Annotated in this window: 13 protein-coding genes and 1 pseudogene; 12 read left to right on the top strand and 2 right to left on the bottom strand. The window is 65.1% G+C overall.

The window, feature by feature from the left end:
* The first annotated feature begins 72 nt into the window (after window positions 1-72).
* The 10 genes and pseudogenes from CR152_RS10835 to CR152_RS34085 form a co-directional block, all read left to right on the top strand.
* Window positions 73-837, top strand: a complete 765-nt coding sequence (locus CR152_RS10835) for a gamma-glutamyl-gamma-aminobutyrate hydrolase family protein (protein ID WP_099874931.1) — start codon at window positions 73-75, stop codon at window positions 835-837.
* 133 nt (window positions 838-970) lie between these two features.
* Window positions 971-2,341 carry a glutamine synthetase family protein gene (locus CR152_RS10840; RefSeq protein ID WP_099874932.1) on the top strand — a complete coding sequence of 457 codons (1,371 nt, stop codon included), beginning with the start codon at window positions 971-973 and terminating at the stop codon, window positions 2,339-2,341.
* A gap of 55 nt (window positions 2,342-2,396) precedes the next feature.
* Window positions 2,397-3,830, top strand: a complete 1,434-nt coding sequence (locus tag CR152_RS10845) for an aspartate aminotransferase family protein (RefSeq protein ID WP_370663849.1) — start codon at window positions 2,397-2,399, stop codon at window positions 3,828-3,830.
* 23 nt (window positions 3,831-3,853) lie between these two features.
* On the top strand, window positions 3,854-4,972 hold the full coding sequence (locus tag CR152_RS10850; protein WP_099874934.1) for a polyamine ABC transporter substrate-binding protein: 1,119 nt from the start codon (window positions 3,854-3,856) through the stop codon (window positions 4,970-4,972).
* Window positions 4,973-5,039: 67 nt separating this feature from the next.
* Window positions 5,040-6,173: an ABC transporter ATP-binding protein gene (locus tag CR152_RS10855; protein ID WP_099874935.1), complete on the top strand. Its 1,134-nt coding sequence runs from the start codon at window positions 5,040-5,042 to the stop codon at window positions 6,171-6,173.
* Between the two features lie 7 nt (window positions 6,174-6,180).
* Complete coding sequence (locus tag CR152_RS10860) at window positions 6,181-7,086, top strand: ABC transporter permease subunit (protein ID WP_099874936.1); 906 nt, start codon at window positions 6,181-6,183, stop codon at window positions 7,084-7,086.
* Window positions 7,083-7,934, top strand: coding sequence for an ABC transporter permease subunit (locus tag CR152_RS10865; protein ID WP_229413345.1), 852 nt, complete (start codon window positions 7,083-7,085; stop codon window positions 7,932-7,934). Before CR152_RS10860 ends, CR152_RS10865 begins: the two co-directional genes overlap by 4 nt.
* Window positions 7,935-8,010: 76 nt before the next feature.
* Window positions 8,011-9,381, top strand: coding sequence for a DUF3138 family protein (locus CR152_RS10870; RefSeq protein WP_099874937.1), 1,371 nt, complete (start codon window positions 8,011-8,013; stop codon window positions 9,379-9,381).
* A 10-nt stretch (window positions 9,382-9,391) separates the two neighbouring features.
* Window positions 9,392-10,891: an aldehyde dehydrogenase gene (locus tag CR152_RS10875; protein ID WP_099874938.1), complete on the top strand. Its 1,500-nt coding sequence runs from the start codon at window positions 9,392-9,394 to the stop codon at window positions 10,889-10,891.
* Window positions 10,884-11,432, top strand: a pseudogene (locus tag CR152_RS34085) (HAD hydrolase-like protein); the annotation flags it as partial. The gene CR152_RS10875 and the pseudogene CR152_RS34085, both read left to right, overlap by 8 nt.
* A gap of 118 nt (window positions 11,433-11,550) precedes the next feature.
* Here the strand turns inward: CR152_RS34085 and CR152_RS34090 are convergent.
* Window positions 11,551-12,405, bottom strand: a complete 855-nt coding sequence (locus tag CR152_RS34090) for a fatty acid desaturase (protein WP_099874939.1) — start codon at window positions 12,403-12,405, stop codon at window positions 11,551-11,553.
* Window positions 12,406-12,413: 8 nt separating this feature from the next.
* Window positions 12,414-13,013: a hypothetical protein gene (locus CR152_RS10890; protein ID WP_099874940.1), complete on the bottom strand. Its 600-nt coding sequence runs from the start codon at window positions 13,011-13,013 to the stop codon at window positions 12,414-12,416.
* A 195-nt stretch (window positions 13,014-13,208) separates the two neighbouring features.
* On the opposite strand from CR152_RS10890, the gene CR152_RS10895 reads away from it, so the two are divergent.
* Both CR152_RS10895 and CR152_RS10900 read left to right on the top strand, forming a co-directional pair.
* Window positions 13,209-15,074, top strand: a complete 1,866-nt coding sequence (locus CR152_RS10895; RefSeq protein WP_099874941.1) for a sensor histidine kinase — start codon at window positions 13,209-13,211, stop codon at window positions 15,072-15,074.
* Window positions 15,071-16,414, top strand: coding sequence for a sigma-54-dependent transcriptional regulator (locus tag CR152_RS10900; protein WP_099874942.1), 1,344 nt, complete (start codon window positions 15,071-15,073; stop codon window positions 16,412-16,414). Before CR152_RS10895 ends, CR152_RS10900 begins: the two co-directional genes overlap by 4 nt.
* Window positions 16,415-16,417: the final 3 nt, after the last annotated feature.

Genomic DNA, 16,417 nt, shown 5'->3' on the forward strand with positions numbered 1-16,417 from the left:
GCAGCACTCGCCATCAGGCCGATTAGCCATTATGATGAAACGAGTGCGTCATTCGTTCCTATACCGACAATCATGCGCCGCCCTATTGTCCTCGTTCCAGCCTGCACGCGCCAGATCGGACCTCATCCGTATCACGCCGCGCAGCTTAAATATGTCGACGCCGTCGTCCTCGGCGCCGACTGTGCCCCCATGATCCTGCCCGCGCTCGGCGCCGCGCTTGACCTCGAGGCGTCCCTGTCCGTGTGCGACGGCATCATGCTCACCGGCTCGGCCTCGAACGTGCACCCGAGCTACTACGACCAGGACGTCCTCGACCCAAGCCTGCCGCAGGACCCGGCGCGCGATGCCACCACCTTGCCGCTGATCCGCGCCGCCCTCGAACGCGGCATCCCCCTGATCGCGGTCTGCCGCGGTTTCCAGGAGATGAACGTGGCCCTCGGCGGCAGCCTGTTTCAGGCGGTGCAGGAAGTCGAAGGCAAGATGGATCACCGCGAAGACCCCGATGCGTCCATCGACGACCAGTACGGCCCGGCCCACGACGTCATCCTCACCCCCGGCGGCGCCTTCCAGCGCATGCTCGGCGGCGCCCAGCGCATCGCCGTCAATTCGCTGCACGGGCAGGGCGTGGACCGGCTCGCACCCGGCATCGCCATCGAAGCGGTGTCGCACGACGGCCTGGTGGAAGCGTTTTCGGTGCCGTCCGCGCCCGGCTTTACGCTGGCCGTGCAGTGGCATCCCGAGTGGCAGATCCTCGACAACCCCGCCTCGATGAACATGTTCGGCGCCTTCGGCCAGGCCTGCCGCGCTTTCCAGGCCAGGCGCGAGGGGCGCGCATGAATACGCACGCCACCAGTCATTACGAAAAGTGGGCCCTGCGCTGCGTGCCGTAGCGCCGCTTGCCATCCTCGGTTCCACCGCACGCCCGCGGCATCTGCCCGCGCGCGTTTGAATAAACTATAGAGAGAACATCATGGCAATTCGCGAAAACTTTACCTATACCGACATGGACCTGTGGCTCAACGAGAAACGGGTCACCGAAATCGAATGCCTCATCCCCGATTTGACCGGCGTCGCCCGCGGCAAGATCCTCCCGCGCGGTAAATTCACGCAGGAGCGCGGCATGCGCATTCCCGAGGCGGTGCTGGGCATGACCGTGACCGGCAACTATCCGATCGACGACGAGGCCTACGACCGCGCCATCTCGGCCACCGACCGCGACATGATCCTCAAGGCCGATCCGACCACCATCACCATGGTGCCGTGGGCGGTCGACCCGACCGCGCAGGTAATCCACGACTGCTATTTCGCCGACGGCAAACTGGTCGACTTCGCCCCGCGCACGGTGCTGCGCCGCGTGCTGAAACTGTACGCCGACAAGGGCTGGAAGCCGGTCGTCGCGCCCGAACTCGAGTTCTACCTGACCGCCAAGAACATCGATCCGGACCTGCCGCTCAAACCGCCGATCGGCCGCAGCGGCCGCGCCGAAACCAGCCGCCAGGTCTACAGCATCGACGCCGTCAACGAATTCGATCCGCTGTTCGAGGATATCTACGATTACTGCGACCTGATGAACCTCGACGTCGACACCCTGATCCACGAAATCGGTGCCGGCCAGATGGAAATCAACTTCCTGCATGGCGATCCGCTCGGCCTAGCCGACAAGGTGTTCTTCTTCAAGCGCACCTTGCGCGAGGCGGCCCTCAAGCACGACATGTACGCTACCTTCATGGCCAAGCCGATGGCGGGCGAACCCGGATCGGCCATGCACGTGCACCAGAGCGTGGTCGATACCAAGACCGGCCTGAATATCTTCAGCAGCGAGGACGGTTCGGCTTCGCCCCTGTTCAAGCAGTACATCGGCGGCCTGCAGCGCTACATGCCGTCGGCCATGGCGATCGTCGCGCCGTACGTCAATTCGTACCGCCGCATCGTGCGCCACACGGCCGCGCCGATCAATATCCAGTGGGGCCTGGATAACCGCACGGTGGGCTTCCGCGTGCCCGAATCGGGCGTGCAGGACCGCCGCGTGGAAAACCGCATCATCGGCGCCGACGCCAATCCCTACCTGGCATTGGCCGTGACGCTGGCCTGCGGCTACCTCGGCATGACCGAGCAGCTCGAACCGACCCCGATGATGAACGGCAGCGCCTACGAAATGCCGTTCGAGCTGCCCCAGGGCCTGCCCGAAGCGCTGCACCTGCTGCGCGCCGAGGACAAGCTGCGCACGGTGCTGGGCGAGCGCTTCATCGACGTGTATGCGGCCATCAAGGACCTCGAACACCAGGAATTCATGACCGTCATCAGCCCGTGGGAACGCGAGCACCTGCTGCTGCACGTTTGATCACGCAACACTACCGATAATAATTAGAACGAGGTTCATCATGACAGCCAATCCCATGGTCCCGAGCGCCGCGCTGGTCGCGTCGGTCAAGGCCGCCACCCACGACGTCTACGACACCGCCGAAATCCAGCGCCAGGATGCGGCGCACTACATGCATCCCTTCACCGACCACAAGGCGCTGGGCGAGCGTGGCGTGCGCGTGATGGTGCGCGGCGACGGCATCTATCTGTGGGATTCGGAGGGCAACAAGATCCTCGACGGGATGTCCGGCCTGTGGTGCGTCAATGTCGGCTACGGGCGCACCAGCATCTCGGATGCGGTGTACCGCCAGATGCAGACGCTGTCGTTCTATAACAGCTTCTTCAACACCACCAATGTGCCGGCCACGCGCCTGGCCGCGCTGCTGGTGGAGATATCGCCGCCCCAGTTCAACCACGTGTTCTTCACCGGCTCCGGCTCGGAAGCGAACGACACCAACCTGCGCATGGTGCGCCGCTACTGGGACCTGAAAGGCTTCCCGAACCGCCACACCATCATCAGCCGCTATAACGCCTACCACGGCAGCACCGTGGCCGGCGCGGCGCTGGGCGGCATGGCGGGCATGCACGAGCAGGGCGGCATGATTCCCGGGATCGAGCATATCGGCCAGCCGAATTACCTGGAAAACGGCAGCGGCATGAGCGCCGACGAATTCGGCATCGTGGCCGCCGGCTGGCTGGAGACCAAAATCCTCGAGGTCGGCGCCGACAAGGTGGCCGCCTTCATCGGCGAACCGGTGCAGGGCGCCGGCGGCGTGATCATTCCGCCGGCCACCTACTGGCCCGAGATCGAGCGCATCTGCGACAAGTACGACGTGCTGTTGATCGCCGACGAAGTCATTTGCGGCTTTGGCCGTCTTGGTACATGGTTTGGCTCCGAGTTGATGCAGATCAAACCGGACTTGATTACGTTCGCGAAGGGGGTGACCTCGGGCTATGTTCCTCTGGGTGGCGTGCTGGTCGGCGACCGCGTGGCGGACGTGCTGATCGAGGAGGGCGGCGACTTCAATCACGGTTTCACGTATTCGGGCCACCCGGTGGCCTGTGCGGCGGCGCTGGAAAACATCCGCATCCTGATCGACGAGCGTCTGGTGCAGCAGGTGGCGCAAGATACCGGCCCGTACCTGAAGGAGAAGTTCGAAGCGCTGATGGACCATCCGCTGGTGGGCTATGCCGACACTTGCGGTTTCGTGGCGGGGCTGAACCTGGTGCGCAAGAAGGCCGAAGCGGTGCACGATTGCGAGTTCTTCGAACCGGACCATGGCGTGGGCATGCTGTGCCGCGGCTATATGTTCGCCAACGGGATCATCATGCGCGCCGTAGGCGACCGCATGATCATCGCGCCGCCGCTGGTGATGACGCGCGCGCAGATCGACGAAATGATTTTCAAGATCAGGTACTGCCTCGAGGCCACCCTGATCGACTTGCAGCAGCGGGGCTGGGTAGTTTGAACCGACGTTGAACGGGAGGCAGGATGAAGACCATACGCCGCATCGCACAGTGCTTCATCCTCGGCCTCGCGGCCGCTGCCAGTATCACTGGTCCGGCGCGTGCCGCCCCGCCGGAAGAAAAAATCCTCAACATCTACAACTGGTCCGACTACATCGCCGAGGACACGGTCCGCAACTTTGAAAAAGAAACCGGCATCAAGGTCCGCTACGATCTGTTCGACAGCAACGAGGTCCTGCACGCCAAGCTCAGCGCCGGCAAAACCGGCTACGACATCGTGGTCCCCACGGCCCACTGGGCGCGCCTGCAGATCGACGGCGGCCTGCTGCGCCCCCTCGACAAGGCGAGCCTGCCCAACCTGGCCAATCTCGATCCGGCGCTGCAAACCCTCATTGGCCGGCTCGACCCGGACAACAAGCACCTGGTGGTCTGGCTGTGGGGCTACACCACGCTCGGCATCAACGTCGACAAGGTCAAGGCGGCCCTGGGCAGCTTGCCGATGCCCGACAATGTGTGGGACCTGGTGTTCGATGCGCGCTACGCCAGCAAGCTCAAATCGTGCGGCATCTCCTTTCTCGATTCCCCGTCCGAGGTGCTGCCCGCCGCGCTGCTCTACATCGGCAAGCCGGCCTACTCGAAAAACAGCGCCGACTACCAGGATGCCGCCCGCATGCTGCAGGCGATCCGGCCATCGGTGACCCTGTTCAGTTCCGCCGGCTACATCAACGACCTGGCCAACGGCGCCCTGTGCGTCTCGCTCGGCTGGTCGGGCGACATCAACATCGCGCGCCAGCGCGCCATCGACAGCAAGAACGGCCAGAACATCGTGGCGCTGGTGCCGAAGGCCGCCGCCCTGATGTTCGACACCATGGCCATTCCGGCCGACGCCCCGCATCCGGGCAACGCCCACCTGTGGATCAACTACATCCTGCGCCCCGACGTGCACGCGAGCCTGACCAACAAGGTCTTTTACGCCAATCCGAATGCGGCCGCCACGCGCCTGGTGCGGCCCGACATTGCCGGCAACCGCACGGTCTATCTGCCCGACGCCGACAAGCAGCGCATGGTGGTGCCCGAGCCCCTGAGCGCCGACGTGCGCCGCACCATGACGCGCGTGTTTACACGTTTTAAGACCGGGATGTAATCATTTTGCCTGCATACCGGCGTATGTCCGATAAAATTGCGGTTTTGCCTATTCTTTCATCATTCATATGACGATTGCACAACCCGCAAGCCCGCAGCCTTTTCTCCTGATCCGCAACCTCGTCAAGGACTTCGACGGCGTGCGCGCCGTGAACGACATTTCGCTCGCCATCAACAAGGGCGAGATCTTCGCGCTGCTGGGCAGCTCCGGCTGCGGCAAATCGACCTTGCTGCGCATGCTGGCCGGCTTCGAGATCCCGACCGAGGGCGCGATCGAACTGGCCGGCCAGGACCTGGTCGGCGTGCCGCCCTACGAGCGCCCGGTCAACATGATGTTCCAGTCGTACGCGCTGTTCCCGCACCTGACGGTGTGGGACAACGTCGCCTTCGGCCTGCGCCGCGACGGGCTGCCCAAGGCCGCCATCGCCGAACGGGTCGACCAGATGCTGGCGCTGGTGCAGCTGGGCGCCTACGCCAGGCGCAAGCCGCACCAGCTCTCGGGCGGGCAGCAGCAGCGCGTGGCGCTGGCGCGCAGCCTGGCCAAGCGCCCCCAGTTGCTGCTGCTCGACGAGCCGCTCGGCGCGCTCGATAAAAAACTGCGCGAACAGACCCAGATGGAACTGGTCAATATCATCGAGCAGGTCGGCGTGACCTGCGTGATGGTCACCCACGACCAGGATGAGGCGATGAGCATGGCCACCCGCATCGCCGTCATGAGCGAAGGGCGCATACTGCAGGTGGGCGCGCCGGGCGACATTTACGAAACGCCGAATTGCCGCTTCGTGGCCGATTTCATCGGCAGCGTCAACATGTTCCACGGCCACGTGCGGGTCGACCAGCCCGACCACGTCATCGTCGAGACGCCCGAATGCCGCCATTACGTCAGCCACGGCATCAGCGGCACCAACAACATGCCGGTCAGCGTGGCGGTGCGGCCCGAAAAAATCGCCCTGCAGCGCGACATGCCGGGCGTGGAGCAGCGCGCCTCGGCCGCCGAAGACGGCTACAACTGCGTGGCCGGCGAGATCGTCAACGTCTCCTACTTCGGCAACGAGACCCACTACCAGGTGCGCCTGGCACAGGGCGGCATCCTCAAGGTGGCGCGCACCAACGCCGCGCGCCATGAAGAGGCCCGTCTCGAACGCGGCCAGCACGTGGTTGCGTGGTGGGACGGCAGCGACATCGTGGTCCTGACCAATTGAGGCGGCCATGAGTACAATCCTGCGCCCCCCGGCGGCCGGCCGCCGCTTCGTCATCGGCCTGCCCTTCGTCTGGCTGACGATCGCCTTCCTGATCCCGTTCCTGATCGTGCTGCGCATGAGTTTTGCGGAACTCGACGACACTGGCAGCCCGTTCGGCCCTTTGCTCACCTTCAGCGATGGGGTCATCAGCATCAAGGCCAAGATCGTCAACTACGTGGCCCTCACCGAGGACGACAACTACCTGTGGACCTTCCTGCGTTCGCTCGCCTACGCCGGCCTGACCATGGTCCTGTGCCTGGTGACCGGCTACCCCTTCGCCTACTTCATGGCGCGCGCCAAACCGGCGTATCGTCCGGTGCTGCTGATGATGGTGATGCTGCCGTTCTGGACCTCCTTCCTGCTGCGCATCTACGCCTGGAAGGGCATCCTGGCCAACCAGGGACTGCTCAACAACCTGCTGCTGTGGCTCGGCGTGATTACCGAACCGCTGAAAATGATGAACACCCCGTTCGCGCTGGTGCTGGGGATGTTCTATGCCTACCTGCCGTTCATGATTCTGCCGCTGTACGCCAACCTGGTGAAGATGGACGTGCGCTTCCTCGAAGCGGCGGCCGACCTGGGCGCCACCCCGTGGCAAGCCTTCTGGCGCATCACCGTGCCGCTCTCGAAATCGGGCATCATCGCCGGCGCCATGCTGGTGTTCATTCCGGCGGTGGGAGAGTTCGTCATTCCCGAGCTGCTCGGCGGCCCCGAGACGCTGATGATCGGGCGCCTGCTGTGGGACGAATTTTTCGTCAACACCGACTGGCCGCGTGCCTCGGCGCTGGCGGTGGTGGCGATCATGCTGATCCTGGTGCCGATGGCGGTCTTCAATAAATACAAAGCCGAACAGGAAGCGGAGGACCGCGCATGAGCAAGCAAGTAAACAAAATGACGCTGGCCCGCTGGTTCGGCCGCGGATGGCTCTCGCTGGGCTACCTGTTCCTGTACCTGCCGCTGGTGGTGCTGGTCGTGTTTTCGTTTAACAGCTCGCGCCAGGACATGGTGTGGAGCGGCTTTTCCACCCAGTGGTACCCGGAGCTGTTCAACGATGCGGAACTGGTCAGCGGCTTCGTGCTGTCGCTGAAAATCGCCTTGATGAGCGCCACATCGGCCGTGGTGCTGGGGACCTTTGCCGCCTTTGCCCTGAACCGCTACAAGCGCTTTCCCGGCCGCCTGCTGTTTTCCGGGATGGTCAGCGCGCCGCTGGTCATGCCCGAGGTGATCATCGGCCTGTCGCTGCTGCTGATGCTCGTATCCGTGCAGAAGATGTTCGGCTTTCCCGAGCGCGGCGCCTTCACCATCTGGATCGGCCACACGCTGCTCGGCATGGCGTATGCGGCCGTGGTGGTGCAGTCGCGCCTGCGCGAAATGAACCGCTCGCTCGAAGAAGCGGCCATGGACCTCGGCTGCCGTCCGCACCAGGTGTTCTTTCTGGTGACGCTGCCGAACATCACGCAGTCGCTGGCTTCGGCCTGGCTGCTCACGTTTACGCTCTCGCTCGACGATGTGGTGCTGTCGAACTTCCTGTCCGGTCCGGGCGCGACGACCATGCCGCTGGTGATCATGTCACGCGCGCGCCTGGGCCTGGACCCGCGCGTGAACGCGGTGGCGGCATTGACAATTCTGGTGGTGTCGACCGGCGTGATCGTCGCCGCCATCATGATGGCGCGCGCCGAGCGGCAGCGCCAGAAGCAGGTGGCGGCCGCAGTCAAGTCATAGCACGCTCTTCGGCCGCTGTTTACGGTGGTGGGCACGGCGTGCCCGCCACCCTCACCGTTGGCCCGAGGAGTGATCCATGCACGTCTACCGCAACGCCGTCATCGCCATCGCCGCAGCTTGTCCCGTCATCGCGCAAGCCCAGACCACCCAGGAACTCAAGGCCGAACTCGACGCCCTCAAGGCGCACGTGCACAAGCTCGAAGCGATGATCGAAAGGTCCGAGCGGTCCAAATCGGACGACGCGGCCGAACTGGCGCGCCTGCGCGTCAAGAGCGACGCCGCCGACGATGCCGCCGAGACCAGCGGCTTGAAGGGCCTGAAGATCTCCGGCTATATCGATCCGACCTATATCCGCAACCGCAACGCCAGCACGTCGAGCTTCGTCTTCCTGAACAATAACAGCTCGGTCAACGGTTCCGGCGAGAGCTTCGGGTATGACAATACCTACTTCGGCAGCGCCATGCTCAATGTCGACAAGGAGCTCGAAGGCGGCACCAGGCTGAAAATCTCCCTCATGCCGAGCAAGGGCACGGCGGCCGGCTACAACTTCGGCAACATGGTGCACGAAGCGTCGGTCTCGATTCCGCTGGGCGGCCTGTCGACGCGCGTGTTCGCCGGCCAGATTCCCGACTGGAGCGGCTACGAGTACATTGCCTCGACCCAGAACAAGCTCATTACCCACAACCTGTTGTTCGATTTTTCGGCCGCGAACTTCTATACCGGGGCCGGCCTGCAGTTCGTGCGCGGCAAATGGGATAGCAAAATCATGGCCGGCAATATGAACAGCGCCCGCATCGACCACGCGCGCGAGAAAACCCCGGGCTTGTTCTACCGCGTCGATTACGCCAAAAGCGAGTTCGCCGGCCTGGGCATGTCGGGCACCCATTCGGGCTTCGACGACGACAGCGCGTTTGGGCGCCTCGACCTGCTGGAAGTGGACGGCTACCACACGCGTGGCGACTGGAATTTCCAGGGTCAGTTAAGCTATGGGCGCCAGCAGGCCACCGCCGCCAATCGCTACAACGTGGCGCGCCAGCGCTGGTATGGCCTGTCGTCGCTGATGTCGTACAAGGTCATGCCGCGCCTCGAAGCCATCGCCCGGCTCGACTACATCCACAACAGCAGGGGCGGAGGCGGCGTGTTCGGCTCGACCCTGGGCAGCGGCTGCAAGGACCTGGACGGTCTGGAAGCGAACTGCCCGGACGGGCGCAACGGCTTTGGCGCCGGCATGGTCTGGAGCGGCGACGACTGGGTGGTGCTCGACCCCACCCGCGGCGCCAACCGCGCGGCGCTCTCGCTGGGCACGCAGTACCTGCTCATGCCGGGCGTGAGCGTGAAGGGCGAATACCGCTACGACCGCGCCAACGCCAGGGTATTCAAGACATCGGACGACCAGTACCGCCGCGACAATCATGTTATCGGCGTATCGACAGTAGTGAGTTTTTAGGGAGCACAGCATGGCAACGACGCAAGCGAACAAGCAATGGCACGAACGGGCGGCAGCCCTCAGCATCGACGGGCGCGCATTCATCGGCGGCGAGCGCGTCTGGGCCAGATCGGAGCAACGGTTCGATAATCTCTCGCCCATCGATGGCCGCCAGCTGGGCCTTGTCGCGCGTTGCGACGGCCTCGATGTCGACGCGGCCGTGGCGGCGGCGCGCGCGGCGTTCGAGGACCGGCGCTGGGCCGGCCAGGCGCCGGCGGCGAGAAAGCGCGTCATGATTAAATTCGCGGACCTGATCCTGGCGCACGCCGGGGAACTGGCCTTGCTGGAGACGCTCGACATGGGCAAACCGATCAAGTACAGCCAGAGCGTGGACGTGCCGGCGGCGGCCAACTGCATCCGCTGGTACGGCGAGGCGATCGACAAGATTTACGACGAAATCGCGCCCACGGGCGACAACAGCCTGGCGCTGATCACGCGCGAGCCGGTCGGCGTGGTGGCGGCCATTGTGCCGTGGAATTACCCGATGATCATGGCGGCCTGGAAGATCGCTCCGGCGCTTGCCGCCGGCAACAGCGTGATCCTCAAGCCGTCCGAAAAGTCGCCCCTGACGGCGCTGCGCCTGGCCGAAATCGCGCTCGAAGCCGGGCTGCCGGCGGGCGTGTTCAACGTCATCCCCGGCTATGGCCACGAAGCCGGGGCGGCGCTGGCGCTGCACATGGATGTGGACTGCATCGGCTTTACGGGCTCCACCAAGGTCGGCAAGCAGATCTTGCAGATGGCCGGGCAATCGAACCTCAAGCGCGCCTGGACCGAATTGGGCGGCAAATCGGCCAACATCGTCTGCGCCGACTGTCCCGATCTCGATGCGGCGGTGAGCGCGGCCATTGGCTCGATCTATTTTAACCAGGGCGAAAGCTGCAATGCGCCTTCGCGCCTGTTCGTCGAGGCCTCGATCAGGGACGCGTTTCTGGAAAAGGCGCTGGCGCTGGTTCCGGATTTTGCGCCGGGCGACCCGCTCGACGAGGGTACCATCATGGGCGCCATCGTCGATGCGGCCCAGATGAAGACCGTGATGGGCTACATCGAGCAGGGCAAGCAGGCCGGCGCCAAGCTGCTGGCCGGCGGGGAGGCCGCACGTACCGACAGCGGCGGCTTTTACGTGGCGCCGACCCTGTTCGACCAGGTGGACGGCAGCATGAGCATTGCGCGCGAAGAGATCTTCGGACCGGTGCTGTCGGTGCTCAGTTTCACCGACATCGACGACGCCGTGCGCCAGGCCAATTCGACCCAGTACGGTTTGCAGGCGGCGGTGTGGACGGCCGATTTGAGCCGCGCGATCAAGACCGCGCGCGCCCTGCGCGCCGGGACCGTGCACGTGAACCAGTACGATGGCGACGACATCACGGTGCCGTTCGGCGGCGTCAAGCAGTCGGGCAACGGGCGCGATAAATCGCTGCACGCCTTCGACAAGTACACGGAACTGAAAACCACATGGATCCAGATTGGATGAGCGCGCAGCAGCGCCGCGCCTGAAGTACCGGCTGGTCATTTTTGACTTCGACGGTACCCTGGCCGACTCGTTCTCTTTCTTCCAGAGCGTGTACAACGGCCTGGCGGACAAGCATGGCCTCAGGCGCATCGAGGGCGACCAGGTCGGGCATTTGCGCGCCATGGGCACGCGCGAGATCATGCGCTACATCGGCATGCCTGCCTGGAAGATGCCGGTGGTGTCGAAAAGCTTCATCGCGATGATGAGCGAGAATGCGGCCAGCATTGCCCTGTTCGACGGCGTGGCCGACGCCTTGCGCGCCCTTGCCGATGCGGGCGTGATGCTGGCGGTGGTGTCGTCCAACTCGGAGCAGAATGTGCGCCGCGTGCTGGGGCCGGGGTTAAGTGGGCTGTTCAGCCATTTCGAGTGCGGCATGTCGGTCTTCGGCAAAGCCTCGCGCATCCGCAAAGTGGTCAGGCAAAGCCAGGTTGGCGCGGGCGACGCGCTGTACGTCGGCGACCAGGGTACCGATGCCGAGGCATCGGCCAAGGCGGGCGTGGCGTTCGGCGCAGTGGCGTGGGGATATGCGCCGCCCGAGGTATTGCGCGCGCATGGCCCGGCCGAAGAGTTTGAATCGGTATCGGCGATGCTGGCGATATGTTTAGCCGCCGGCGCGACGCTCAATACACCCGCGTCGGCCGCAGTCCGCGCGCCGCGAAGTGCGGGTCGAGCCGGCGCGACAGGCGCCGCAGATTCATCGTCGGCACTTGCGGATACAGGTGATGCTCGAGATGGTAAGTCAGGTTCATGAACAACGCCGGCACGATGGCGCCGCGCATGGTGCGCGCCTGTTCGAGCGGCTTGCTGCCCGGTTTGTAGTGCGGCAGATACGCCGTCGCCAGCGGATAGAACCAGCCGCCGATCCAGGCCATGGCGACGTAGACCAGCGGCCCGGTGCTCCAGCGTGTCAGCCACAGGGCCAGCAGCGCCAGCGTCAACGCGGTGGCCAGTTCGGCGACCATCCAGCGCCGCTCGCGCGCCGGACGGATCTTGCGCAACGATTCGCGCCACAGGCGGGGCAGGTACAGCGGTCCGCACAGCAGCGCGCCGAGCAGGCCGCCGCGTGCCGGTGCGCCTTCCAGGTCGTCATCTTCCAGGCAGTGGGCATGGTGGTGCAGGTGCGTGTAGCGGAATGCATGCCCGCTTTGCAGCACCAGTACACTGACGATGAACAGCGCCCAGTGCGTGGCGCGCGCATCGAGGCCCGCCGAGCCGTGCGCCACGTCGTGCAGATAAGCCACCGTGACCACGAAGTGCATCAGCATCACCATCGGCAGCGCCAGATAAGCACCGTACGCGTAGAGCGCCGCGAACGCGGTCAGCGTCAGCGCGGGCAGGGCGGCGAGGGCGATGCGCTGCCACGTGGCGACCGTCAGCAGGTCGCCGTCGAGCGTGCCCAGTTGCGGCATGCCGGCATTGCGCCTTGTCAGGGACGGGAAAACGAAGTGATGTGGTGCTGCGGTAAAGGCAAACATGATGGCGACTACCTGATCAGGTTAATGTACGACGACAGGAAAAAGAAGATGACGATCGAGACCGCCACGCCGCCCGCGTTCTTGCGCATGCCCCAGCGCCGCAACGCCTGGACGATGGACGGATCGAGGTGTTGAAACAGCGTCACTGGCATGCGCAGGAGCGGCCAGAGCACGATCAGGGACGATGGAACGGCAATAATCCAGAGCACGCCCAGATAGGCGAGGTAGTTGGAAAAGGGGATGAGGCGCAGCGCCGCGATCAGCGTCGGCACCAGCAACAAAAACAGCAGCGTCAATCCGACCCGGTACCCGCTCAACAGAAACCGGTTGCGCGGACTCAGGTCTGGCGGCTGCCGGCCGAAGACATGCATTGCCGCGCTGAAGCGGCGCGCCGGCGCTTTGGGCACGCCGAACAAAGCAAGCGACATCGCCGCATGCGCCACCAGAATCACCAGGTCGAGCGCCAGCCCGCGCATGAACGCGGTTCCGAGCGCCCACTGCGCCAGGGGCGAGACGATCAGGGCCCAAGCCAGCACGCGGTTGACCCGCATCCAGATGATTTTGGGTGGCATCAGTGCGTCGATGCCGGGGAAATGCAGTGTTTTCATGATGCTTCGATGCCTTTGCTGAGTCGCTCCGGCCTGCGCCGTCTTACTCTTCAATACGCAAGCCGCATACCACCCGCACCGCGATCCTAAGCTGCTGTTTTTAAAGCGAAAATTACCAGGCGATACGCACGGGCTGTCAACTTGCTATATAGTTAGTCCGTTGCAACTATCAAGCTGCCTTACACTTGGGCCCGCATGGACATCTATCGCGTTTACTATTTCTCCCTGGTGTTCCAAAGTTGCATCAGCCTGGGACTGGCGGCCTGGCTGTGGGCCAAGGCGCCACACCAGAGCGGCATCAAGCCGCTGGCGCTGTTTTGCGTCGGCATCGGCTGCTGGGCGCTGGGGCAGCTGGGCATGCACCTGGGCGACGACAGCGTGGCCGCGCTGGGCAAACGGCTGGTCAACTGCGGCCCGATCAATGCGGTGTTCTTCCTGCACTTCGTGTTCCGCTTCCTGCAGCGCGACCGCCCGCGCCAACTGCTGGCCGTCTACCTGCTCGGCATCGCGACCCTCGTGCTGATCCAGCTACTCGACATGGGAACGCTGGCGCCTTGGCTGGGCTTCCGGCGCTACTACTTTTTCCCTGTGTGGGGCTGGATACCCGGCATTGTCGTCAGCTCGATCAGCGTCTGGGCTTACCTGCTGCTGCTGGCGGCGTGGCCGGCGGCGGCGCCCAAACAGCGCGGCAAGATCCTGGCGATCTGGTTTGCGGGCGTGTGGGGATCGGGCGCCTCGCTCATGTTCCTCAACGCCTCGCTCGGGATCGACATCTTCCCCTACAGCGTGATCCTGCTGCCGGGCTACGCGCTGCTGCTGGTGTTCGGCATCCTGCGCTACGACCTGATGGTGGTGAACCTGTGGGCCAACCGCCTGCTGGCCTGGCTTGTGCTGATGGCTATCACGGTGGCCCTGGCCAGCCTGCTGCTCAGCGTGGCCGCGCGCACCGGTTTTGCGCCGCTGGCCGCCATGCCCCTGTGGCAGCTATGGCTTCTCGGCACCGCGATGCTGGGCGTGATGCTGGTGCTGGAAGGCCCGTCGCGCCGCGCCATGGAGCGCCTGGTCTTCCCCGGCGCGCATCTGGAAGCGGGCGTGCTGGCCGACTGGCGCCTGCGGCTCGACGCCGCCAGCAGCTGGCAGGAGCTCGAGCGCATCGCCGCTTCCACCCTCGGTGCGCACCTGCGCCAGCCGATGCGGGTGGTGCTGGGCGACGCCACGCCGGCCGGCGACGCTGCGGGCAAACCGGGCGTGCACTGCTATCTCGCCGCCGGCAAGGAAGGCGAGGCGCCGCACTGGCGCAGTGACCTGATGGAGTGGGAAGGCGCGACCCCGAGCGTGACCCGCGTGGGCGAAGTGTTCGGCGCCCTGCTGGCGGCCGCCGCCGCGCGGCTGGACCAGTTGCTGCGCTATGCGGAGCACGAAAAGGAGCGCCTGCAACAGGCCCACCTGCTGGAGCTGGGCGGCCTGGCGGCGACGGTGGCGCACGAACTGCGCAACCCGCTCAACATCATCAGCATGGCCGCTGTGATGGCGCCGCCGGAGGTGCGCGCCGAAATCCGCGCCCAGATCGAACGCGCCGACCATCTGATCCAGGACTTGCTCAGTTATTCGGGCGAAGTGCGCCTGAACCGCCAGCGCGTGCCGGTGGCGGAACTGGTGCAGCGGGTCGCCGCCGGCCATCCCTCGCAAGCCATCGCGCTCGAGGTGGACGAGGCCCTGTGCCTGCACATCGACCCGATGCGCGGCGAACAAATCCTCGGCAATTTGATTGGCAACGCCATGGCCATGCTGCGCGGACGCCCGGACCCGCGCATTCTTGTCGCCGCCGAAGCGCAACCCGATGGCTGGGTACTGCTGCGCGTGTGCGACAACGGCCCGGGCGTGCCCGCCGATCTGGCCGCCGACCTGTTCCAGCCCTTCACCACGCGCCGTCCCGGCGGCACCGGCCTTGGCCTGGCGATCGTCAGGCGCCTGGTCGAGGCCCACGGCGGCAGCGTCAAGCTGGGCGAACGGGCTGGCTGGAACTGCTGCTTTGAACTTCTTTTACCAGGCTCGCCATGACTACCGAACGCATTCTTCTCGTCGACGACGAACCCGCCTTCCAGCGCCTGTGCGGCAACTGGCTGGCCAGCCTTGGCTACGACGTCAAGGTCGCGGCATCGGCCGAACAGGTGCTGGCCTTGTCGGCTGATCACACCTTCGACCTGGTGCTGCTCGACCTGGCGCTGCCGCCATCGTTCCGCCCCGATGAAGGGCTGGCGCTGCTGCCCCGCCTGGCCTCGGCGCCTGTAGTGGTGATGACCGGCCACGCCGACCGCGAACTGGCCCTGCGCGCGATGGCCGCCGGTGCCTGGGACTTTTTACCCAAGCCGCTCGACCCGGACCTGCTGCGGGTGGTGGTTGAGCGCGCGCTGACCAAGCGCCGCCTGGAGCGCGAGCTGGCCGAGTGGCGCGCGCGCGCCGGGCCGGACGACGCCACCATGGGCCTGATCGGCATCAGCACCGACTTGAGCGACCTGCGCGCGCTGATCCGGCGCATCGGCCCGACCGAGGTGCCGGTGATGATCACGGGGCCGAGCGGCACCGGCAAGGAACTGGTGGCACGCGCGCTGCACGCCAACGGCAAGCGCAGCGCCAAGCCGTTCGTGGCGGTGCACTGCGGTGCGATTCCGGCGGAGCTGTTCGAGAGCGAGTTGTTCGGACACTGCAAGGGCAGCTTCACGGGGGCGGACCGCGACCGCATCGGCTTGATCGCGGCGGCCAACGGCGGCACCCTGTTCCTCGACGAAATCGGCGACATGCCGCTGGCAATGCAGGTCAAGCTGCTGCGCTTTTTGCAGGCCGGGAGTTTTTTCGCGGTCGGCGCGCGCAGCGAAACACGGGTCGATGTGCGCGTGGTGGCGGCCACCAACCGCGACCTGGCGGCGATGGTCGAGGAAAAATCGTTTCGCGATGATTTGTTTTATCGGCTCAAAGGCATTCAGGTCAGGACCACGGCGCTGGCCGAGCGGGCAGAGGATGTGGCGCTGATTGTGCAGGCGGTGGCGGCCAGGCTGTCCCCGCCCAAGCGGCTGGCGCCGGACGCGCTGGAATGGGTGGTGTCGAGGAACTGGCCGGGCAATGTGCGTGAGCTGCAGCATTCGGTGTCGACGGCGGCGGCGCTGGCGGGCAATGCCGATGTAATCACGGTCGACGACCTGGCGCTGGCCTGCGGGGAAGCGGCCGCGCCGGCGGCGGTGGAGGGGGATGGTTTGCTCGATGCGCAGGTAGCGGCGCTGGAAAAGCGCCTGATCGTCGCCGCGCTTGATGAGACGGCGCACAATCACACGCATGCGGCCAAGCAGTTGGGGATTTCGCGGGTGGGGCTGTTAAATAAAATGAAGCGGTACGGGTTACGCTAATCG

Source organism: Massilia violaceinigra (assembly GCF_002752675.1).
GTDB lineage: Bacteria > Pseudomonadota > Gammaproteobacteria > Burkholderiales > Burkholderiaceae_D > Telluria_A > Telluria_A violaceinigra.